Here is a 22,719-nt window from a genome sequence, read left to right as displayed (position 1 = left end):
CCCGGGACCGCTCACCCCGGCATAATCCCGCGGCTCTGCGGCCCGTCCGCAGGCCGCCACGCCCGCGACAGAGGCGAATACACACCCGCTGCCACAGCCCGTGCCGGGGTGTCCGAGGATCCGCGAGGATCCGAGGATCTGGTCACGGAGCAGCGGGGAGGCCCAACCCCGGAACCCCGCCTTCAATGGCAAGCCGCCCTATTCCAACCGCGGCCGGTTCCCCATCGGAGTATTGCAATGCCCCAGATCACCATGCGCCAGATGCTGGAAGCCGGCGTCCATTTCGGCCACCAGACCCGTTACTGGAACCCCAAGATGGGTCCGTACATCTTCGGTGCCCGCGGCAAGATCCACATCATCAACCTCGAGAAGACCGTTCCGCTGTTCAACGACGCGATGAACTTCATCTCGGGCGTGGCCCAGAAGCGCGGCGTCATCCTGTTCGTCGGCACCAAGCGCAGCGCGCGCGACGCGATCAAGGAAGAAGCCGAGCGTTGCGGCATGCCGTTCATGACCCAACGCTGGCTGGGCGGCACCCTGACCAACTTCGCCACCGTGAAGAAGTCGGTCGCCCGCCTGAAGGAACTGGAAGCCGCTGAAACCGACGGTACCTTCCAGAAGCTGGTCAAGCACGAAGTGCTGACCCTGCGCCGCGAGCGCGAGAAGCTGGAAGCCTCGCTGGGCGGCATCAAGGACATGAACCGCCTGCCCGACGCCCTGTTCGTGATCGACGTCGGCCACGAGGACATCGCGATCAAGGAGGCCAAGAAGCTCGGCATCCCGGTGATCGCGGTCGTCGACACCAACTACGATCCGGAACTGGTCGACTACGCCATCCCGGGCAACGACGACGCCATCCGCGCCGTGCAGCTGTACGCCCGCGCCGCCGCCGACTCCGTGCTCGAAGGCAAGGCCGCCGCTCCGTCGGCCGCCTCGGTCCGCGAGGAAGACTTCGTCGAAGCCGCCGAAGGCGACGACAAGGGCGCCCGCCGCGCCCCGGCCAAGAAGGCCGCCGCCAAGAAGGCCGAAGCGGCCGAGTAAAGGCCTGCTGCGATGCAGCCGCGCCACGTTGCGCGGCTGCTTTTGCTCGTCATTCCTGCGAATGCAGGAATCCAGCGACTTTTGCTTTGTCGCTCGAAGACACTGGATCCCTGCTTTCGCAGGGATGACGTCTCAAACATTCAAGACGTCTCAAACATAGAGGTAACCCCATGGCAGAAATCACCGCTTCCCTGGTCAAGGACCTGCGCGAGCGCACCGGCGCCGGCATGATGGAGTGCAAGAAGGCGCTCACCGAGAACAACGGCGACATCGACGCCGCGGCCGAGTGGCTGCGCAAGTCGGGCCTCGCCAAGGCCGACAAGAAGGCCAGCCGCGTCGCCGCCGAAGGCCGCGTGGCCGTCGCCCAGAACGGCGGCAAGGCCGTGCTGGTCGAGATCAACTCGGAAACCGACTTCGTCGCGAAGGACGGCAACTTCATCGCCTTCACCGATTCCGTCGCCCAAGCCGCGCTGGCCTCCGGTGCCGCCGACGTCGAAGCGCTGAAGGGCTTCAAGCTGGCTTCGGGCGAAACCGTCGAGGAAAGCCGCGCCGCCGCGATCGCCAAGCTCGGCGAGAACATCCAGATCCGTCGCATGGCCCGCGTCGATGGCGACAACATCGTCGGCGCCTACGTGCACACCAACGGCAAGATCGGCGTGCTGGTCGAGCTGAAGGGCGGCAATGCCGAACTGGCTTCGGGCCTGGCGATGCACATCGCCGCGATGAACCCGCCGTACAACAAGGCCGCCGACGTGCCGGCCGACTTCGTCGCGAAGGAAAAGGAAATCGAACTGGCCAAGATGTCCGAGAAGGACAAGGCCAAGCCGGCCGAGATCCTCGAGAAGATCATCAGCGGCAAGATCGCCAAGATCGTCAACGAGGTCACCCTGTACGGCCAGCCGTACGTGCTGAACTCCGACCAGACCGTCGAGCAGGCGGTGAAGGCCGCCGGCGCCGACGTGGTCGGCTTCCAGCGCCTGGTGGTCGGCGAAGGCATCGAGAAGGTGGTCGAGGACTACGCCGCCGAAGTCGCGAAGGCGATGCAGGTCTGATCGCACGCGCCCAACCGGCGCGCACGAAAAACCCGCGGGACACCGCGGGTTTTTTGTTGCCTGCGAAATTCGCCACGCGGGCCGTTGCAACGATGGAAAAAGCGGCGTTCCCGTGAGGAGTAACCGCCCCGCTGCACCCGGTCAGGGCCATCGCAGGTGCAGCGGAGCAGCACTCGCTTGAAACGTGAAGCCGGAGCGGCGCGGAGGCGGGTCCATCCGCCTCCGGGCATGCGTTACCGCAGACGCGTCAGAACTTCACCGAGAACCGCGCGTTCACCGCGTGATCGCGCACTTCGTCGGCCAGCTGGCCGCTGTAGCTCAGCTCGAGCAGGCTGTTCTGGCTCAGGCGCGCACCCAGGCCGGCTTCGACCAGCGTCGAGTCTTCCGCGAGCGGCGTGCCGCGCACGGTGAAGACGTTGCCGCCGCTCCACGCGACCGAGGTCTCCGACGCCAGGTCGCCGCTGGCATGGCGACGGCCGATGCCGCCGCGCAGGCTCAGCCAGCTTTCGTCCTGCTGCGCGCCCTTGAGATCGACGTTGAAGCGCAGGCCCAGCGTCGACAGGTTGACCTGCTGGTCGGACGAGCGGCCCGTGAGCGCCGCGATGCCGCCGCGTTCCTGGAAGCCGTCGGTCTCCACGCGCACATGCGCCAGCTGCGCGTAGGGCTCGAGCTGCCATGCACCGGCCGCGAAGCCGTAACCGCCTTCGAGGAAGACCTGCTGGCTGGTCGCGTCGTACCCCGCGCGCGGCGTGTCCTGCACGCCCGGGAACGCGACGTTGCGCGTGCTGTCCACGTCGTGGCGCGCATAGGTGGCGCCGGCGCGCAGGCCGAAACCGCCCCAGGCCTGGCCGACATAGGCACCGATCCGCTGCTCGCGGATGGCGGCCCGGGAACCGCGCGAGTCCACGCTCAGATCGGCATGGCCCGCGCCGCCCAGCACGCCCACGCGCCAGCCGTTGGCGAAGCGGTAGTCGTAACCCAGCAGCGTGGTGTTGCCGTCGTAGTCCGCCTCGCCGGCATTGCCGTCGGAAGCCAGGCGGCCGCCATTGCGCAGGACCTCGATCCAGCCCGCCGATTCGGTTTCGCCATCCGCGGACGGTGCGAACGAGCCGGTGCCCGCCTGCGCGCGCGCCAGCGCGGCATCGCGCACGTGGCGGTTGCCGTCGATCAGCATCGAACGCAGGGTCGCGTGCTGCTCGCCGCTGAGGCTGTCCAGCGCGGCCATCGCCGGTGCCGGGAACAGCTGCGTCAGGCGCTGCAGCAACACGTTGTCGTCGGCCAGCGCATCGGCCGCCGTCGCAGTCGCGGTCTGGTTGAAGGTGCCGGCTGCGCTGGCCAGCGAGCGGCCGCGCACGACATCGACCAGCACGTCGTTGCTGCCGTAGCGCAGGACGAAGTCGAGGAACGGCGAGAACGCGCTGTCGTCGACCGCAGCGAACGTGCCCACGAGGCTGGTCGCCGAGAGCACGTCGTAGTGCTCGCCCAGCAGCATCGATTCGCCGGTCGGCAGGAACTTCACCGTGCCGCCGAGCAGGTTGGCCTGGCCGTTGACCTGGATGTGGTCGGAAGCGCCGTTGAGCCCGACTTCCGCTTCGTAGGTCGAACCGGCGGCCTGGGTGTAATCGCCGTCGATGGTCAGCGTGCCGATCGAATTGCCCGGCGCGATGGTGCCTTCGACCGTGGTCGTGGCCAGCCTGCCGGTGCCGCTCAGCTTGCCCGCGGCATGGATCCAGGTGCTGCCGGCCTGCAGGCCGTTGATGACCGCCTGGCCGCCGTTGACGTGCAGCTTGTTGTCGAGCGAGCCGTCGAGCACGAGGAAGCCGCCATCGACCTGCACGTCGCCCTTGAGCGCATTGGCGCCGTCGAGTTCGAGCACGCCCTCGCGCACGGTCAGGCCACCGAAGCTGTTGTCGCCACTCAGGCGCAGCCAGCCGATGCCCGACTTGGTCAGGCGGCCGTCGCCACCGATGTCGTTGGTCCAGTCGTCCCAGGCCGGGCCGTCCCATACCTTGGTGCCGCCGGCCTGCTGGTTCATCACCACGTCGGTGTCGACGCGGATCTGGCCCGGGCCTTCGATCGCCTTGCGCAGGTCCATCAGGCCCCAGCCGTAGATCTCGTCGACGCCGGCTTCGCCCAGGTCGGTGGCCGTGGTCAGCAGCACGTCGCGGATCTGCGGGTTGTCGAGGTACGGGAAGCGCTCCATCAGCAGCGCGAGCGCGCCGGTGACGTGCGGCGAGGCCATCGAGGTGCCGGTGTAGTTCTCGTAGCCGTATTCGGGATGCTCGGCGGTGACTTCCAGGCCGATGAAGTTGCCTTCTTCATCGCGGATTTCGCTGCCTTCGATCGTGCCGCCGACCACCGACGAGGCGATGTCGGTGCCCGGCGCGGCGATGCACCAGTCCTTGCTCAGGCCGCAGATGCTCGAGCTTTCGTCGATCTCGCCTGTCTGGTTGATGTTGGCGACGCTGAGCCAGTACTTCTCGGCATCCTTCACCCAGCGCGGCAGCGTGGCGTAGATGCCGGCGATGTCGCCGTTGTTGTTGCCGGCAGCGAAGACCTGCAGCATGCCGTGGTCGATCGACGCATCGGTGTAGGTCGCGAAGTACTCGGCCGCGCCTTCGGAGTTGTACAGCTCGTCCATCTCCTCGGCGGTCGTGGGTTCGACGCTCAGGCCCCAGCTGTGGTTGATGGCGCGCACGCCCTGCGCCGCCATCTGCTCGTACATGCTCGCCACGGCTTCGCTGCCCGGGCCGATCGCGTACGACTCGCCGCCCGCGCCGAGCAGCGACATCAGGTCGGTGTAGCTGTTGGAGAACAGGCGCGCGGCGGTGATGTCGGCGCCGTAGGCCACGCCGTGGGTACCGGTGCCGTCGCGGTTGGCGACCATCGTGCCGGCGACGTGGGTGCCGTGCGAGCCGTACTGGAAGCCGGCGATGGATTCGAGGTACTCCGGCACCCAGTCGTACAGGTAGCCAATGTCGACGAGGTACTGGACCAGCGCACGGTCCTCGTCGGTGTAATGGAAATAATCGAGAGCGACGGTGTCGCCGTCGGAGCTGAAGCAGCTGTCGGGACCGGCGAGCGCGGTCGTGTTGGTGCAGGGCGAACCGTCCTCGAGCACGTCCGCGATATGGATGCTGCGGTGGTCCTTGCCGCCGAATTCGCCGTGACGCAGATCCACGCCGCTGTCGAAGATACCCAGCCGGATGCCGCGACCGGTGAGGCCGCGCGCGTACGCGTATTCGGCGCCGATCGCACCCAGGCCCCAATCGGCCTTGAATTCTTCGGTGCGCCAGCTTGCGGGATCGCCGATCTGGCCCTGCTCCTGGTACGCCGGTGCTTGCTGCGCGACGGCGGGCGTCAGCGCGCCCAGCAGCAACGCGCCGGCAATGGCCCTGGACAATGCGGAACGCACGTGCGACTTCCCTCGCGCCGGAGAGCGCGAAGCGATTCCTTTACCTTGCATGTATTCGATACCCCTGAGGACTGGCGAAGTGGCGTCGCATCGGCCGGGGCCGCGATCGCCGGACGGCAGTCGCAGCGGCGCCAACAGCCATAACGCAGGGATGTTCCCGCCTCCCTACCCCTACTCCTGCTTTTGCGGATGACCGGCGCGAGCGGCGCGGCGGGCGGTCAGAAGCGCCGGGCGACGCTCAGCAGGTAGTAGCGTCCGCGCGGATCGTCGGAAGCGATGTCGTAACCGCCCTTGTCGACGTCGTAGTTCACCGGATCGCGGTCGCGCAGGTTGCGCACGTTGAAGGCGATCTGCCAGTCCGGCAGGCCCGCGTACGCGATGTTGAAGTCGAGCGTCGTCATCGCCGGCGTGCGGCAACGTCCGGCGTCGGCGTTGTAGGACGGACAGGCCTCGCCCGGGCGCGAGACGCGCACCTCGCCGCGGTGGTTCGCGGTCAGTGCGGTACTCCAGGCCGCGTACGCCCACTGCACGATGGCGGACGCCGAGCGGTCGGCGGTGCCGTGGCCGGCGTAATCCAGCGGCGGTGCGCCGGGCCGCGCCTGCCGCAACACGTGCGTCAGGTACTGGCCCGCCAGGTCAAAGGTCCAGCGTCCGGCGCGCGCCGTCTGCAGCCGGTAACGCGCATCCCAGTCCCAGCCGCGCACGTCCGTGCGGCCGACGTTGGCGAAGTAATCGTTGATGCCGATCAGCAGGCCGTCCTCGTCGCGCACGATCGACAGCGGAAACGCGCTGGGGTCGTCGATGGCATTGCCCGGCAGGATCTCGTTGCGGCGCTCGATGCGGAAGTGGTCGAGGCTCAGGCTGAGATCCGCGTCGGGCGCCCACACCAGGCCCAGCGTGTGGCTGCGCGAGGTTTCCGGATCGAGATCCGGATTCTCCATCGCGCCGCGCAACACCAGGCAGTACGCGTCGCCCGCCGCCAGCCGCGCCGAATACCGGCACGGGCCGAGTTCCGGATTCCACACGATGACGTCGTAGTAATCGAACACCGACGGCCGCCGCTGCTCGAACAGCGACGGCGCGCGGTAACCGGTGGCCGCCGTGCCGCGGAAGGTCAGCGCATCCAGCGCGCGCCACTTGAAGCCGATTTTCGGCGAGACCTTGCTGCCATAGCCCTGGCGATGGTCCCAGCGCGCCGCGATGTCGGCCTGCAGGCGCGACGCCAGCGGCAGGCTCAGCTCCGCGTACACGGCGGAACTGTAGCGGTGCGCGTCGATGAGGATCTTCTGCGGCCCCAGCGCGACGTCGTTCTCGAGCATCAGCGGATCGGGACGGTGGCGCAGCGCGTCGCGGTTGAACTCCACGCCCAGCGCCAGTTGCGCATCGCCGGCCGGGAGCGCGAACCACGCGCCGTTCAGGCCCGCCGAGAACTGGTCGAGCGCCGCCTCGCCCTTGGCCACCACGCGCGGCGAAATCGCCGCCAGCAATGCGGGCGGATTGTCCGGCGTGCCGAAGCGGTACTGGCCGGCGAACACCGCATCGGTGAAGACGGTCTCCCGCACGAGTCCGTCGGTCTGGTTGCGCACCGTGTTGGCGTCGTGCGACACGGCGAGGTTCCAGTCCCAGGCGCCGAGCGATCCGTCCAGCGTGACCGCGACGTCGAGCGTGCGCTCGCGGTTGTGACTGCGGATCGGGCCGATGTCGAAAAACGCGTAACCCAGCTCGGTGCCGGGAATGGCGTCAGGATGGTCCTCGGGCACGTCCACCAGTGCGTGGAAGGGCGGATTGAGCATGTCCTGCGTGGCATTGCTTGCGCGCAGGCCGATGCCCAGTTGCACCTCGTCGCCCAGCGGCTGCTGCAGATGGCCGTAGAACGAGCTGCGCTCGCTGCGCGGCTGCAGCGTGCTCCAGCGCACCGGATCGAACAGGCACCGTGCGTCGATGTCCTTCACGCCCGGCATGCAGAAGGACTGCACGAGGTTGTAGTCGAGGTCGCGATAGCCCAGCGGGATGCGCCAGTCGCCGAGCCCGTGGCGCCGGTAGTCGAGCGTGCGCCACTTGCGCTGGCGCCCGGTGAGTTCGTCGCGCTGCAGGTAGTCGAGTCCGATGAAGACGTTGCCGCCACCCGCGATGTCGAAGCCGTCGCTGAAGGAAAGGCGGCGTTCCTGCGCATCGCCGTGTTCGGAAACGCCGTAGCGCGCCGCGACTTCGCCGCGATCGCCCTGCTTGCGCAGGATGATGTTGACGACGCCGGCCATCGCATCCGCGCCGTAGATCGCCGATGCGCCGCCGCGGATGATCTCGATGCGGTCGACGATGCTCAGCGGGATCGAATCCAGGTCGGTGAGGCCGCCCAGGTCGACCGAAATCAGGCCGTAGTTGGCCACGCGCCGGCCGTCGACCAGGAACAGGGTCGCGCGCGGCCCCAGGCCATCGAGGCTGGTGGTGGCCGCGGCGGCGAACGGCTGCTGTCCGCCGTCCTGGCTGCCCTCGCTGGCGACGTCGACCGGATGGTGGCCGACCATGCCCGGCTGCACGCGCAGCAGTTCGAACAGGGTCTGGTGGCCGCTGGTCTCGATCTCGTCGCGGGTGATGATCGTCAGCGGCGACGGCGTCACGATGTCCAGGTCGCTGCGCGGGATGCGCGAACCGGTGACCTGCACCGTCGCCATTTCCGACGGCGTCGAACGCCGACGCGGCGCGTCCGCGACTTTCGCGGGTTCGGGGATCCGCTGCAGCAGGAAGGTGTTGGCGTTGACCGCGACCGCGCGCAGGCCGGTGCCGCGCAACAGCCGCGCCAGCGCCTCGGGGATGCCGAGCCGCGCCTGCAGTCCGCGCGCTCGACGGCCCGCCACGAGCTCGGGCGGATACAGGATCTGGACCCGACCCTGCGTGGCCAGCGCCTTGAGGGCCGTGTCCAGATCGCCCGCCGGAACGACCAGCGCCGTGCGCGCAGGCGCGACTTCGCCCGCCGCCTGTACGGGCGAGGCGAGGCAAAGCGACAGCGCTCCCCAGAGCAGGGCTGGAAGGTGGCGGGACGGGGCCATCGGCCTGGCGAAAAACGCAAGGCCGGCCACCATACGTAACGCCGCCTACGGCCGCAACGCACCCGATTTCATGAGGCGCGCGGTGCGCCCGCGCCCTCATCTACCCCGGCTCGCGCGCCCTACCGATCCGCCTTGTGCAGGACGATTTCGCCGTTGCCGCCACGACGGGCCTTGAGACCCCAGCCCTGCTCCAGCGCGGCGACCAGTGCCGCCTGGTCGTCGATATGGAACACGCCGCTCACGGTCAGCGCCCCGAGGGCGGGATCGGCCAGGCGCAGGGGCGTCGCCGAATAACGGTTCATCTCGGCGATCAGCTGGTCGAGGCGGCGCTCCTTGAACACCAGGTCGCCCTGCGTCCATGCGCGCGCGACGGCCAGGTCGAACGGCTGCGAAGCCTGCAGCGCGCCCTGCGCATCGATGCGGACCTGCTCGCCCGGTGCAAGAGTGTCGCTCGTGCCGGTGGCGTCGGCGGTCACCTGCACCACGCCTTCGATCAATCCGACCTCGACATCGGCATCGACGTGGCGCACCTGGAAGGTCGTACCGATGTCGCGCACGGTGCCGCTCCCGGCCTTGACCAGGAACGGGCGCGGCGACGCGGCGTGCGGCGCATCGGCGCCGACCGTGAACTGCACGCGTCCCTGCACGACTTCGACCACGCGCTGGTCGCGCGCGAAATGCACGCGCACCGTGGTCGCGGTGTCCAGGCGCATCGCGGTGCCGTCCTCCAGCGCCACGGTGCGCTGCTCGCCGACCACGGTCGTGTAGCGGCCGACCGGCACCGTCGGCGGCGGCTTGGGCCGGCGGATGACCCCGATCGCCAGCACCACCGTCGCGGCGATGGCCGCGCCCATGGCGAACCGGCGCAACACGCTGCGACGATCGATGGCGGGATTGCGCCGGGCCCGGCGCGCGGCCGCGCGCAACAGGTCGTCGGAGGCCAGCCGTCGCGCCAGCGCGTGGACGGATTCGGCCTGCAGGTAGGCGTCGACGTTGGCTTCGGATTCCGCCAGCCAGTCCTCGAACGCCGCGCGATCGGCGCTGGTGCATTCGGGCGACGACAACCGCGCCAGCCAGGCTTCCGCGCGGCCGTCGGCAGTGGGTGTCGGGGAGGGAGAGTGGTTCATGTCCGGTCCGTCGTGGTGGCGGGCACCTGTTGCAGGTCGCGACGCAGCGACTGCAGGGCCCTGCCGATGTGTTTTTCGACCGCCTTGACCGAGACGCCGCAGTGGCGGGCGATCTGCGAATAGCTCATGCCTTCGATCCGGTTCAGCAGGTAGACCTCGCGGCAGCGCGGCGGTAGTTGCAGGATGGCCGCGCGCACGCGTTCCACTTCCCGCTGGTTGTCCAGGCGCCGTTCGTGATCGGGCTCGGGCGACGGCAGGCTGTCGAATTCCTCGTCGAGGCTCACGTGCGCCGCGGACTGCCGGCTCTGCGAACGGCGGCCGGCGTCGTTCAAGGCATTGAGTGCGATGCGGTACATCAGCAGCGTGAGTTTCTCCGCAGGAAGCGCGCGATAGCGCATCAGGCGCACGAGGGCTTCCTGGGCCACGTCGTTGGCGTCGTGCTCGTCGGTGCGCCGTGCCAGGAAGCGGACCAGCACCGGCCGCTGTTCGCGCAGGAACGCCTCGAAGCGCGCGTCGTCGTGCGCGCTTCCCTCGGGCGTTGCGGCGGAATCCGTCATGGCCTCGTCCTGCAGGCTGCTCATCGCTGCGGTGCGGTCCGTGGATGTTCGAACGGCTGATGGCTGGAAGTCCAACACGCGCCTGCCCGGCCCCGAAGCAGCGGGTCGCGCGCCGCGCGCCCCTTCCCGCGGATACGCGTCCGCGGATTGCGCGGGACCGGCCCCGCACCGGCCCCGCCATGAGTAACGCAGCGGGTGTCCGGCCTCCCTACCTCGCCGGCTCCGGGCAAGCGCTTTCGAACCGCTGCGCCCCGATCGAGCCGCTCCCGCCGAACCGCATCCGAACGGGGTGCACGACGCGATGTCGGTGACGATTCCGCGGCTCACGGCAGGCCACCACGACATCTGTACACCGCGGCGCGGCGCTGGCATCGGCTACAATTCCGCCGTTTCGCCGCGCCGCCACAACTTCCGAGGTCGCCCATGTCCCAGCTCGCCTATCGCCGTGTCCTGTTGAAGTTGTCCGGCGAGGCGCTGATGGGGAACGAGGATTACGGCATCGATCCGGTCGTGCTCAATCGCCTCGCGCACGAGGTGATCGAGGCGCAGCAGGCCGGCGCCGAGATCGCGCTGGTGATCGGCGGCGGCAACATCTTCCGCGGCGCGGGCCTGGCGGCGAGCGGCATGGACCGCGTCACCGGCGACCAGATGGGCATGCTGGCCACCGTCATCAACGCGCTGGCCATGCAGGATGCGCTGGAAAAGCTCGGCGCGAAGTGCCGCGTGATGAGCGCGATCAAGATCAACGACGTGTGCGAGGACTACATCCGCCGCCGCGCCGTGCGCCACCTGGAGAAGGGGCGCCTCGCCATCTTCGCCGCGGGCACCGGCAACCCGTTCTTCACCACCGATTCGGGCGCCGCGCTGCGCGCGATCGAGATCGGCGCAGACCTGCTGCTGAAGGCGACCAAGGTCGATGGCGTGTACGACCGCGATCCGAAGAAGCACGCCGACGCCGTGCGCTTCGACAAGCTCAGCTACGACGAGGTCATCGCCCGCAACCTGCAGGTGATGGACACCGCGGCGTTCGCGCTGTGCCGCGACAGCGACCTGCCGCTGCGCATCTTCGACATGAGCCAGCCGGGCGTGCTGCTGAAGATCCTGCGTGGCGAACCCATCGGCACGCTGGTGCAGGGCCGCAATCCGGGGCTGTAAGCGCAAGGCGGATCTCGAACCCGCCGCGTCGGAAGCAGCGGCTCTCCGGGGAGCCTGCAGGTGGCGTTTGACGGGTCAAGACCCGCCTTGCGAAATAGCATTGCACCGCGCACGCATGACAGGATCGGCCGATGGGCCTTGGACACCATCACGATCATGACGGCCACGCGCACGGCCACTCCGCCACGCGCGCCTTCGCCATCGTCACCCTGATCAATCTCGCCTACACGGCACTGGAAGCCGGATACGGCTTCGTCACCAATTCGCTGGCGCTGCTTTCCGATGCCCTGCACAACCTCGGCGACGTGCTGGGTCTGGCGCTGGCCTGGGGCGCCGCCGCGATCGCGCGACGACCGCCCACCGCACGGCATACCTACGGCTGGCGCCGGGCCACGCTGCTCTCGCCGCTGGCCAACGCGCTGCTGCTGGTGGCCTTCTCCGGCGCGCTCGGCTGGGAGGCGATCCGCCGCTTTTCCGCACCGCCGGACATTCCCGCATTACCCGTCGTCGTCGTCGCCATGATCGGCATCGCGGTGAACCTGGGCGCTGCCTGGTTCGTGCGCGACGGTCACGACCACGACCTCAACCGGCGCGGCGCCTACCTGCACCTCGTCGCCGATGCCGCGGTGTCGCTGGCCGCGGTGCTCGCCGGCGCCGGGATGTGGTGGCTCGGCTGGGAATGGCTGGACCCGGTGACGGCGCTGCTGATCGGCGCGGTCGTCGCGATCGGCGCCTTCGGTCTGCTGCGCGAGAGCTTCAATGCGGCGATGGACGCGGTCCCGCGCGGCATCGACCAGAGCGAAGTCGAGACCTTCCTCACCACGCAGGTGGGCGTGATCGCGGTGCACCACCTGCACATCTGGTCGCTGGGCGCGGGCGAGATCGCGATGACCGCGCACCTGGTGCGGCCGGACGATCACGATCACGACGCCTTCATCGACCGCATCAACCACGAACTGGACCACCGCTTCGGCATCAACCATCCCACGCTGCAGGTGGAGCACGGCGCCGGCTGCGAGCACGACCGCCACGACCGCGCGCCGCACGGCCACGCGCCCCATGCCGATTCTTCCGCTGCCCACTCTCCCGGTGCCGATTCTTCCGGTGCCCACTCTCCCGGTGCCGATTCTCCCCGCGGGCACGCGCCCCACTCGCACTGAACCGGCGGCCCGATCCGGGCACCGGCACGGCCTTTAGGCTCGTCGCGCTCCCGCCGCTATAATCCCGCGCCTGTCGCGCCTCCCGGGCGCCCATCGAAAACCACGGAGCCGGCGATGCTCAACGACATCAAGAAAGACGCACAGACCCGCATGGCCAAGAGCGTCGACGCACTGCGCCACGACCTCGTCAAGGTCCGCACCGGCCGCGCGTCCACCGCACTGGTCGACACCATCAAGGTCAACTACTACGGCTCCGACATGCCGCTGAGCCAGGTGGCCAGCGTCGCCGTGGCCGATGCGCGCACGCTCACCATCACGCCGTGGGAAAAGCAGATGATCGGCCCGGTCGAGAAGGCCATCCTCGCCTCCGACCTGGGCCTGACGCCCAATACCGCCGGCACCGTGATCCGCCTCAACCTGCCCGCCCTCACCGAGGAGCGTCGCCGCGAACTGACCAAGGTCGTCCATGGCGAAGCCGAGGACGCGAAAGTGGCGATCCGCAACATCCGCCGCGACGCCAACAGCCAGGTCCGCGAGTTGCTGAAGGAAAAGAAGATCACCGAGGACGATGTCGCGCGCGTCGAAACCGAGATCCAGAAGATCACGGACAGCGCGATCAAGGACGTCGACGAAGTGGTGAAGGCCAAGGAACAGGAACTGATGGCGGTCTGAGGTCGCCCGCCGGTCCTGCGGCCATGCGCCGCTGACCGACGGCACCACCGCACGTTCCCGGCAATCACGAATGCCCCCGGATACCGCCTCGGCACTCATTCCCCGCCATCTCGCCGTCATCATGGACGGCAACGGCCGCTGGGCGCAGCGCCGTCGCCGCCCGCGCATGATCGGCCACCGCGCCGGTGCGCGCGCGGTCGATGTCTGCATCGACTTCTGTCTCGAAGCCGGCATCGAGGCGCTGACCCTGTTCGCGTTTTCCAGCGAGAACTGGGGCCGCCCCGAGGAGGAAGTCGGGGCATTGATGAAACTGTTCCTCGGCGCGCTCGAGCGCGAGGTCGACGAACTCGACCGGCGTGGCGTGCGCGTGCGCTTCATCGGCGAGCGCGAGCGTTTCGCCGAGGCGATCCGCGCACGCATGGACGCCGCGGAGACCCAGACCGCGAACAACACCCGTCTGCAACTGAGCATTGCGGCGAGCTACGGCGGACGCTGGGACATCGCCCAGGCCGCCCGCTCGCTGGCCCGTGATGTCGCTGCCGGCCGGCTGGACCCGGAAACCATCGACGAAGCCATGCTGGGCGCGCGCGTCGCCCTGGCCGACCTGCCGCCACCCGACCTCTTCATCCGCACCGGCGGCGATACGCGGGTGAGCAATTTCCTGCTGTGGCAGCTCGCCTACACCGAGCTCTGGTTCACCGAGACATTGTGGCCGGACCTCGATGCCGCCACACTGCGACGCGCCCTGGACGACTATGCCAGCCGCGAACGCCGTTTCGGCCTGACGGGCGAACAGGTGGGGCGCCCGCAGCTTCGAGAGAACGACGAATGACCAAAACCCGCCTGCTGGCCGCGCTGATCATGGCCCCGGTCGCGATTGCCGCGATCCTGCTCCTGTCCACGCCCTGGATGGTGGCGCTGACGGCCGTGGTGTTCCTCGCCGGGCTGTGGGAATGGTTCGAGCTGGCGGAGATCGAAGACACCCTCGCCCGCACCGTGCTGCTGGTCGCGCACCTGGCGCTGATGGTCGCGATCGTGTGGGCCTCGCGCTCCGCTTCCGGTTACAGCTACGTGCTGTTCCAGCTGGCGAGCATGATCGGCGTGATCTGGTGGCTGCTCGCGCTGTTGTGGCTGCGCAGGTACGACTTCGCCGGCAACCACGAGACCTGGGCGCGCGGCTTCAAGCTCGCCGCGGGCGCGCTGGCGGTGATCCCCGCGTGGTGCGCGCTGACGTGGATCCACGCCACCGGGCCCAACGGCCACATCTGGCTGTTCACCGCGCTGGCGATCGTCTGGGCCGCCGACAGCGCCGCGTATTTCGCCGGCCGGCATTTCGGCGGCCGCCTGTTCAAGGACCGCAAGCTCGCGCCGCGGGTCAGTCCGAACAAGACGATCGAGGGCCTGCTCGGCGGCGTCGCAGCCGGCGTGCTGATCGGCATCGGCGGCGCGTTGCTGGCCGGGGCCTCGGGCGCGCAACTGCCGCTGGTCGCACTGGTCGCGCTCGTGGCCACCATCGCCTCGGTCGTCGGCGACCTCTACGAAAGCCTGCTCAAGCGCCACGCCGGCGTGAAGGATTCGGGGCACCTCATTCCCGGGCACGGCGGCATCCTCGACCGCATCGACGGCGTGCTCGCCGCCCTGCCGGTCTTCGCGATCGGCAAGGCGATGTTCGGCTTCTGACATCCGCCTGGACGTCGTGGCCCGATAGAACCACAGCAATGAATTCCGCCCCCGCCCGCAACATCGCCGTCCTCGGCGCCACCGGCTCGATCGGCACGTCCGCGCTGGACGTCATCGCACGTCACCCCGATCGCCTGCGCGCCACGGTGCTTGCAGCCGGCAGCAAGGTCGATGCGCTGGTGTCGCTGTGCCGTGTGCACCGGCCGCAGCATGCGGTCGTCGCCGACGAAGGCTGCTTCGCCGCGTTGCGCGACGGTCTGCGCGATGCGGGCCTGGAGACCCGGGCCCACGCCGGCGAAGCGGCGCTGGAATCCCTCGTCGCCGGCACGTGCTGCGACACCGTCGTCGCCGCGATCGTGGGGGCGGCCGGCCTGCATTCGACGCTGGCCGCGGCGCGCGCCGGCAAGCGGCTGTTGCTCGCGAACAAGGAATCGCTGGTGCTCGCCGGCGAACTGCTGATGCAGGCGGCGCACGCCAGCGGCGCGGTGATCGTGCCGATCGACAGCGAGCACAACGCCATCTTCCAGTGCCTGCCCGACGCGCACGCGCATGCCAGCCTGCGACGCATCCTGCTCACCGCGTCGGGCGGACCGTTCCGCGGCCGCCGCCGCGACGAACTCGCCACGGTGACGCCGGAGCAGGCCATCGCCCATCCCAAGTGGTCGATGGGGCCGAAGATCTCGGTGGATTCGGCCACGCTCATGAACAAGGGCCTGGAGGTCATCGAGGCGCACCACCTCTTCGGCGTCGCGCGCGAGCGCATCGACGTGCTCGTGCATCCGCAGAGCCTGGTGCATTCGCTGGTCGAATTCGTCGACGGATCGACGCTGGCGCAACTGGGCCTGCCGGACATGCGCACGGCCCTCGCCGTGGGTTTCGGCTGGCCCGAGCGCATCGCTTCGGGCGTGTCCGGACTCGACCTGCTGCAGCACGGGCGCCTGGATTTCGAGGCGCCCGATCTCGACGCATTCCCCTGCCTGCGGCTGGCCTTCGCCGCCCTGCAGGCCGGCGGCACGGCGCCGGCGATGCTCAACGCCGCCAACGAAGTGGCGGTTTCAGCCTTTCTTCAGCGGCGCATCGCTTTCCTGTCCATCCCCGCGCTGGTGGAAGCCACCCTCGATGCATTGCCCGCCACCGCCGCCGACTCGCTGGACGTCCTGCGCGAAGCCGATGCCGCCGCTCGACGCCACGCAACGGCAGCGGTGGGATGATGCGAAGGACATCGGTCGTCGGGGGGCGGCGCAATGAGTGAAGTGATCGGTTCGATCTGGTGGCTGCTTGTCAGCCTGGGCGTGCTCGTCACCTTCCACGAATTCGGCCACTACTGGGTCGCGCGCCGCTGCGGCGTCAAGGTCCTGCGCTTCTCGATCGGCTTCGGCAAGCCGCTTTGGCGGCGTCGCGGCAAGGACGGGACCGAATTCGTCATCGCCGCGATCCCGCTGGGCGGCTACGTCAAGATGCTCGGCGAGCATTCCATGGAAGGGCACGAACTGGAGCGCGCACCCGATGCGGACGAACTCGCGCAGTCGCACGATCGCCAGCCGGTGTGGAAGCGCATGGCGATCTCCTTCGCGGGACCGGCGGCGAACCTGATCCTGTGCGTGGTGCTGTTCTGGGGCATGTTCGTGATCGGTCGTCCCGATTACGCGCCGGTGATCGGACAGGCCACGGGCATGGCCGCCGCGGCCGGCCTGCATCGGGGCGATGAAGTGCTGGCGGTGGCCGGTCGCGCCACGCCGACCTGGAGCGAGGTCAGCATGGGCCTGCTCGCTTCGGCGCTCGACCGCAAGGACGTCGCGCTGCGGGTGCGTGCGCCCGATGGCGACGAGACCGAACGCGTGTTGCGGTTGTCGAAACTCCCGCCCTCCTTCGACGAGACCCGCGCCCTGCAACAGCTCGGATTGCGCGGGCGGCACGAAGTCGCCACGCCGGTGATCGGCCAGGTGGTGCCCGGCCGGCCGGCCTGGGGCGTGCTTGCCGAAGGCGATCGCATCACCGCCATCGACGGCGTACCCATGCTGTCGCACGAAGACGTGGTCCGGATGGCGCAACGTCTCGGCAACGAGAATCGCGAGGCGATGGTCGAGGTCGAGCGCAACGGCGACCGCCTTGCCCTGCCGCTCAAGCCCGCGCGGCAGGCGGTGGACGGCGGGACCAGCTGGGGATTCGGGATCGGGCTCGTCGCGCAGGAACCCCGGCGCGATGCGGTCCTGCGCTATGGCCCGCTGGCCGCGGTACCGGCGGCGTTCTCCGAGACGGCCCGCCAGACGCGCGAACTGTTCGCCACCTTCTCGCGCGCGTTCAAGGGAACGGTGTCCGCGCGCAACACCGTCGCCGGGCCGATCACCATCGCGCGCGCCAGCAACTATTTCGCCCAGCAGGGCGTGGCGCACTACCTCCTGCTGCTCGCCCTGCTTTCCCTGAGCCTGGGCATCCTGAATCTGCTGCCGATCCCGATCTTGGACGGCGGTCACCTGCTGTATTACCTTATCGAGCTGGTCAAAGGCAGCCCGGTCAGCGAACGGGCGATGGCCGCCGGAAACGTCGTCGGCCTGGCCTTGATCGTCGGCCTCATGGGCCTGGCGTTCTACAACGACATCGTGAACAACCTGGTGCGCTGATGGCGACCGCAATGCCATCGCCGCACCGGGGAACCTGCTCACGAAAGACTGGTCCAGGAAGGGCCTGTCCGACCACCGCTTCGAGACCACAGATCAGCCCGCGGCGCCTGCCCACGGCACCCGCAATCCCCAACCGGATTTGATGATGACGCGACTTCCCAATCGCCGCCTGCTCGCTCTCGCCCTCACTGCAGCGATGGCACCGGCGCTTCCCGCCCTGGCGCAGTCGGCCGATCCGTTCGCTCCGGCGGGTGCCCAGGCGCCGCAGCCGCCGGTTCCGTCGAACGAGGCTCCGGCCAGTGCGACTTCCGCGGGCGCGTTTACCGTCAGCGACATCCGCGTCGATGGGCTGCAGCGCATCTCGGCCGGTACCGTCTTCACCTACCTGCCGGTCGAACGCGGCGACACGCTCGATTCGACCAAGGCAGCCGCGGCGATCCGTGCGTTGTACCGCACCGGCTTCTTCGATGACGTGCGCCTGGACCGCCAGGGCGACATCCTCGTGGTCACCGTGCAGGAGCGTCCGGCGATCAACAAGCTGACCGTCAGCGGCAACAAGGACATCCAGAGCGAGGATCTGCTCAAGGGCCTGAAGGAAAACGGGATGGCCGAGGGCGACACGTTCAATCGCCTCGTGCTGGACAAGATGGGCCAGGAGCTCACCCGCCAGTACCAGAACCGCGGCAAGTACGACGTCGAGATCACGCCGACCGTTTCGCGCCTGGACCGCAACCGCGTCGACGTCACGATCAACATCAAGGAAGGCAAGGCGGCGCGGATCCAGCACATCAACCTGGTCGGCAACGAGAAGTTCGCCGACAAGGACATCATCGATACCTGGGAATCGGCCGAGCACAACTGGCTCAGCTGGTACCGCCGCGACGACCAGTACTCGCGCGAGAAGCTCTCCGGCGACCTGGAGAAGCTCAACAACTATTACCTGGACCGCGGCTACGTCGACTTCAACATCGATTCCACCCAGGTTTCGATCAGCCCCGATCGGCGCGACATGTTCATCAGCGCCGGCGTCACCGAGGGCGACCAGTACAAGATCTCGTCGGTGCAGCTGACCGGCGACACGGTGTTGCCGAAGGAAGAGCTGCAGAAGCTGGTCATCGTCAAGGAAGGCCAGATCTTCTCCCGACGCCTGCTGGAGGTGACGTCCGATGCGATCGTCGCCACGCTCGGCAACGTCGGCTACGCCTTCGCCCAGGTCAATCCGGTCCCCGACGTCAACCGCGAGGAAAAGACCGTCGGCATCAGCCTGCAGGTCGTTCCCGGTCCGCGCGTCAACGTGCGCCGGGTCGTGTTCAAGGGCAACACGCGCACCGGCGACGAAGTGCTGCGGCGCGAGATGCGCCAGTTCGAAGGCAGCTGGTACTCCCAGGCGGCCATCGACCGTTCCAAGATCCGCCTGCAGGGCCTGGGCTTCTTCGAGACCGTCGACATCGAAAGCGAGCCGGTCGAAGGTACCAACGACCAGGTCGACGTCGTCGTCAACGTCAAGGAAACCTCCTCGGGCAGCTTCGTGTTCGGCCTGGGCTATTCGCAGCTCAGCGGGCTGACCACGCAGATCCAGCTGTCGCAGGAAAACTTCCTGGGCACCGGCAACCGCGTGTCGGTGCAGGCGCAGCGCAGCCGCTACCAGTCGCGCTACGACTTCTCGTTCCTCAACCCGTACTTCCTCGATAACGGGTTGTCGCTCGGCTACAACCTGTGGTGGCGCGAACTCGACTACTCCGATTTCGGCACCGCGCAGTACAGCAGCAACAGCGGCGCGGCACAGGTCGTGCTCGGCTTCCCGATCACCGAAACCGACAGCATCACCGGCCTGTTCGGCATCGACAGCAACCAGATCCTGGCCAGCGGCAGTACGCCGGAGCCGATCCGCAACTACCTCGACGCGCTCAACACCCGTACCTTCCATGCCTGGCGCGCCGAACTGGGCTGGTCGCGCAACTCGCTGGACAACCTGCTCACGCCCTCGCGCGGCATGCAGCAGCGCGTCTGGCTCGAGACCACCCTGCCCGGTTCGACCGTCGAGTACTACAAGCTCAACTACAGCATCTCCAAGTTCTGGCCGCTGTCGCGCCATTTCGTGCTCAACACGCGTGGCGAGCTGGGTTATGGCGACAGCTACGGCAACGCGACGTCGCGCAACCTGTGCTTCACCAGCGGTTCGTTCGTCGACACCGACCACGATCCCGATACGCCGCCGGTCTTCGTGCCCGGCCCCGAGCCGACCGATCCGTGCCTGACCTCCTCGCCGGACTTCCGCGGCACGGTCACCGCCGACGGGCTGCCGTTCTTCGAGAATTTCTACGCGGGCGGCGTGCGTTCAGTGCGTGGCTTCCGTGACAACACGCTCGGTCCGCGCCAGGCGCCCACGCCTACGAGCACCTTCCTGCAGCCGGTCGGCGGCGCGGTGAAGACCACCGGTTCGCTGGAAATGTATTTCCCGACGCTGCTCGACACGCCGGCGGCACGCGCCTCGGCGTTCATCGACTTCGGCAACGTGTACAAGGACGTCGACAGCTGGGATGCGGGCGAGCTGCGCGCATCGACCGGCATCGCGCTGATGTGGCGTTCGCCGATGGGCCCGATCTCGATCAGCTACGCCTTCCCGTTGCGCAAGAAGGAAGACGACGAACTCGAGCGCCTGCAGTTCACGTTCGGCGGCGCGTTCTGACGGACGCAGGCCGGACGTGGCCACGCCTTCCTACAGCGCAGCCGAACTCGCCGAACGCTTCGGCCTGGAACTGCACGGCGATGGCGCCGTGCAGGTGCACGGCGTCGGCACGCTGGCGCGGGCGCAGCCGGGCCAACTCGCCTTCCTCGCCAACAGCAAGTACCGCAACCAGCTGGCGCAATCGCAGGCCAGCGTGATCGCCATGCGCGCGGAAGACGCCGCTGGATATCCGGGCACGGCGCTGGTGGCGCGCGATCCGTATGCGGCATTCGCGCGGATGGCGGCGCTGTTCGAACCCATGCCGGAGTACCCGGCCGGCATCCACGCCACGGCGGACATCGCCGCGGACGCGCACGTCGATCCCGGCGCGCACGTGGGCGCCTTCGTTTCCATCGGCGCGCGCAGCCGGATCGAAGCCGGTGCGGTGATCGGTCCGGGCTGCGTCATCGGCGAGGACTGCGTCGTCGGCGCCGGCAGCCGGCTCCTCGCGCGGGTGACCCTGGTCACGCGCGTCCGCCTCGGCAGCCGCGTTACCGTGCATCCGGGCGCCGTGCTGGGCGCGGCCGGTTTCGGCCTGGCGATGGACGCCGGGAAATGGTTGAACGTGCCGCAACTGGGCGGCGTGGTCGTCGGTGACGACTGCGAGATCGGCGCCAACACCACGATCGATCGCGGCGCGATCGAGGACACCGTGCTCGAGGAGGACGTCCGCCTCGACAACCAGATCCAGATCGGCCACAACGTCTTCATCGGCGCGCACACCGCGATGGCGGGTTGCGCGGCCGTTGCCGGCAGCGCGCGGATCGGCCGCTACTGCCTGATCGGCGGCGCCGCGGGCGTGCTCGGGCACCTGGAAATCTGCGACAAGGTCATGGTCACCGCGATGAGCCTGGTGACCCATTCCATCCGCGAACCGGGCGAATACTCCTCGGGCACGCCCCTGATGGACAACCGCAGCTGGCGCAAGAACGCCGCGCGCTTCAAGCAGCTCGACGCCCTGGCCCGCCGGATCGGCCGGCCCGAACGGGCCAGCGAGGACTAGACCGGCGAGTCCGTGGCGCGTGTCGCGGCCCGGATCGCCCCATTCACGGTAAGCTTGGCGGCCATACGGACGCGCATGTGGCAGTGAAGCCGGATAATTGCCGATTTCGCTGCACGCTCCCGTGCGCCAGGAAGAGATGATGACCCAGCCCGTGCAACTCCCGGTCGATATCGAAGGCATCCAGAAGGTGCTGCCGCACCGCTATCCGTTCCTGCTGGTCGACCGCGTGGTCGAGCTGGAACCGAACAAGCGCGTGCTCGCCTACAAGAACGTCAGCGCCAATGAGCCCTTCTTCAATGGCCACTTTCCGGGCCATCCGGTGATGCCCGGCGTGCTGGTGATCGAAGCGCTGGCGCAGGCCGGCGGCCTGCTCACCCAGCTGTCCGGCCACGACGGCAAGGGCAGCGTGTTCTACCTGGTGAAGGTCGACAACGCGCGCTTCGCCCGGATGGTGGTGCCCGGCGACCGGCTCGAGCTCGAAGTCACGCTCAAGCGCATCATCCGCAACATGGCGCTGTACGTGGGCGTCGCCCGCGTCGACGGCCAGGAAGCGGCAAGCGCGGAGATCCTCTGCGCCGAGGTCAAGAACGACGCATGACGAGCGCCGCGCCCACGATCCATCCCACCGCCGTGGTCGAAGCCGGCGCGACGCTCGGCGCCGGCGTGAAGGTGGGGCCGTTCTGCTACATCGGCAACGAGGTCGAGGTCGGCGACGGCACCACGTTCGGCCCGCACTGCAGCGTGCAGGGTCCCACGCGCATCGGCCGCGACAACCGCTTCCACGGCCATTGCGCCATCGGCGGCGAGCCGCAGGACAAGAAATACGCCGGCGAACGGGTCGAGCTGACGATCGGCGACCGCAACGTGTTCCGCGAGTTCTGCACGGTGAACCGCGGCACCGGCGGCGGCGGCGGCAGCACCAGCGTGGGCAACGACAACTGGTTCCTCGCCTACACGCACATCGCCCACGACTGCCATGTCGGCAGCCACTGCGTGTTCTCCAACAACGCCACGCTGGCCGGCCACGTCACCGTGGGCGATCACGTGATCCTCAGCGGCTTCGCCGGCATCCACCAGTTCTGCCGCATCGGCGACCACGCCTTCATCGGCATGGGCGCGTTCGTCAATGGCGACGTGCCGCCGTTCCTGATGGTCGCGCAGGAAGGCTACGGCAAGCCGCGCGGGATCAACAGCGAAGGCCTCAAGCGTCGCGGCTTCGACAGCGAGCGCATCGGCGCGATCAAGCGCGCCTACCGCGCGCTGTACATGGCCGGCATCCCCCTCGACGAAGCCCGCGTGCGCCTGGCCGAACTCGCCAACGACAGCGCCGACGTGCGCGCGTTCCTCGACTTCATCGAAAGCGGCGACCGGCCGCTGGTGCGGTGAAGCCGTGATTCGGGAATCGTGATTCGATAAGGCAAAACCCACGCTCTCCCGGTCGATTTCCGTACACGCGCTCGG

The 22,719-nt window shown here is 68.5% G+C and carries 17 protein-coding genes; 13 read left to right on the top strand and 4 right to left on the bottom strand.

Going from position 1 to position 22,719, the window contains the following annotated elements; genetic code table 11:
- Positions 1-237: 237 nt before the first annotated feature.
- Both rpsB and tsf read left to right on the top strand, forming a co-directional pair.
- Positions 238-1,041: a 30S ribosomal protein S2 gene (gene rpsB, locus ACFPN1_RS00290; protein WP_386751993.1), complete on the top strand. Its 804-nt coding sequence runs from the start codon at positions 238-240 to the stop codon at positions 1,039-1,041.
- 170 nt (positions 1,042-1,211) lie between these two features.
- Entirely contained in the window at positions 1,212-2,093 is an 882-nt protein-coding gene (tsf, locus tag ACFPN1_RS00285) for a translation elongation factor Ts (protein WP_386751992.1), read from the top strand.
- Positions 2,094-2,340: 247 nt separating this feature from the next.
- Here the strand turns inward: tsf and ACFPN1_RS00280 are convergent, their stop codons facing one another.
- From ACFPN1_RS00280 to ACFPN1_RS00265, 4 genes are all read right to left on the bottom strand, one after another.
- A complete protein-coding gene (locus ACFPN1_RS00280; RefSeq protein WP_386751991.1) occupies positions 2,341-5,508 on the bottom strand; it encodes an autotransporter domain-containing protein in 3,168 nt (1,055 codons plus the stop codon).
- A 218-nt stretch (positions 5,509-5,726) separates the two neighbouring features.
- Complete coding sequence (locus ACFPN1_RS00275) at positions 5,727-8,555, bottom strand: TonB-dependent receptor domain-containing protein (RefSeq protein WP_386751990.1); 2,829 nt, start codon at positions 8,553-8,555, stop codon at positions 5,727-5,729.
- Between the two features lie 119 nt (positions 8,556-8,674).
- Positions 8,675-9,682: a FecR family protein gene (locus ACFPN1_RS00270; RefSeq protein WP_386751988.1), complete on the bottom strand. Its 1,008-nt coding sequence runs from the start codon at positions 9,680-9,682 to the stop codon at positions 8,675-8,677.
- A complete protein-coding gene (locus tag ACFPN1_RS00265; protein WP_386751987.1) occupies positions 9,679-10,263 on the bottom strand; it encodes an RNA polymerase sigma factor in 585 nt (194 codons plus the stop codon). The genes ACFPN1_RS00270 and ACFPN1_RS00265 overlap by 4 nt, the downstream gene beginning before the upstream one ends.
- A 399-nt stretch (positions 10,264-10,662) precedes the next feature.
- On the opposite strand from ACFPN1_RS00265, the gene pyrH reads away from it, so the two are divergent.
- From pyrH to lpxA, 11 genes are all read left to right on the top strand, one after another.
- Positions 10,663-11,394 (top strand): UMP kinase, encoded by a 732-nt coding sequence (gene pyrH, locus ACFPN1_RS00260; protein WP_386751985.1) that lies wholly within the window; start codon positions 10,663-10,665, stop codon positions 11,392-11,394.
- A 131-nt stretch (positions 11,395-11,525) separates the two neighbouring features.
- Positions 11,526-12,554 (top strand): cation diffusion facilitator family transporter, encoded by a 1,029-nt coding sequence (locus ACFPN1_RS00255; protein WP_386751984.1) that lies wholly within the window; start codon positions 11,526-11,528, stop codon positions 12,552-12,554.
- A 114-nt stretch (positions 12,555-12,668) separates the two neighbouring features.
- On the top strand, positions 12,669-13,226 hold the full coding sequence (frr, locus tag ACFPN1_RS00250) for a ribosome recycling factor (RefSeq protein WP_386751983.1): 558 nt from the start codon (positions 12,669-12,671) through the stop codon (positions 13,224-13,226).
- Positions 13,227-13,296: 70 nt separating this feature from the next.
- On the top strand, positions 13,297-14,058 hold the full coding sequence (gene uppS, locus ACFPN1_RS00245; RefSeq protein WP_386751982.1) for a polyprenyl diphosphate synthase: 762 nt from the start codon (positions 13,297-13,299) through the stop codon (positions 14,056-14,058).
- The gene (locus ACFPN1_RS00240; protein WP_386751981.1) at positions 14,055-14,906 is read left to right on the top strand and encodes a phosphatidate cytidylyltransferase; all 852 of its coding nucleotides are present in this window, start codon (positions 14,055-14,057) and stop codon (positions 14,904-14,906) included. The genes uppS and ACFPN1_RS00240 overlap by 4 nt, the downstream gene beginning before the upstream one ends.
- A gap of 38 nt (positions 14,907-14,944) precedes the next feature.
- Positions 14,945-16,117 (top strand): 1-deoxy-D-xylulose-5-phosphate reductoisomerase, encoded by a 1,173-nt coding sequence (locus ACFPN1_RS00235; RefSeq protein WP_386751980.1) that lies wholly within the window; start codon positions 14,945-14,947, stop codon positions 16,115-16,117.
- A 33-nt stretch (positions 16,118-16,150) separates the two neighbouring features.
- Entirely contained in the window at positions 16,151-17,527 is a 1,377-nt protein-coding gene (rseP, locus tag ACFPN1_RS00230) for an RIP metalloprotease RseP (RefSeq protein WP_386751979.1), read from the top strand.
- A 145-nt stretch (positions 17,528-17,672) separates the two neighbouring features.
- Entirely contained in the window at positions 17,673-20,216 is a 2,544-nt protein-coding gene (gene bamA, locus ACFPN1_RS00225; RefSeq protein WP_386751977.1) for an outer membrane protein assembly factor BamA, read from the top strand.
- A 16-nt stretch (positions 20,217-20,232) separates the two neighbouring features.
- Positions 20,233-21,258 carry a UDP-3-O-(3-hydroxymyristoyl)glucosamine N-acyltransferase gene (lpxD, locus tag ACFPN1_RS00220; RefSeq protein WP_386751975.1) on the top strand — a complete coding sequence of 342 codons (1,026 nt, stop codon included), beginning with the start codon at positions 20,233-20,235 and terminating at the stop codon, positions 21,256-21,258.
- Positions 21,259-21,397: 139 nt separating this feature from the next.
- Positions 21,398-21,856: a 3-hydroxyacyl-ACP dehydratase FabZ gene (gene fabZ / locus ACFPN1_RS00215; protein WP_386751974.1), complete on the top strand. Its 459-nt coding sequence runs from the start codon at positions 21,398-21,400 to the stop codon at positions 21,854-21,856.
- Positions 21,853-22,644 carry an acyl-ACP--UDP-N-acetylglucosamine O-acyltransferase gene (lpxA, locus tag ACFPN1_RS00210; protein ID WP_386751972.1) on the top strand — a complete coding sequence of 264 codons (792 nt, stop codon included), beginning with the start codon at positions 21,853-21,855 and terminating at the stop codon, positions 22,642-22,644. Before fabZ ends, lpxA begins: the two co-directional genes overlap by 4 nt.
- The last annotated feature ends 75 nt before the right edge of the window (positions 22,645-22,719 follow it).

It is taken from the genome of Lysobacter yangpyeongensis (assembly GCF_042655745.1).
GTDB lineage: Bacteria > Pseudomonadota > Gammaproteobacteria > Xanthomonadales > Xanthomonadaceae > Agrilutibacter > Agrilutibacter yangpyeongensis.
The sequence above is the reverse complement of the archived record's forward strand: the minus strand, read 5'-3'. Positions and strand labels throughout refer to the sequence as shown.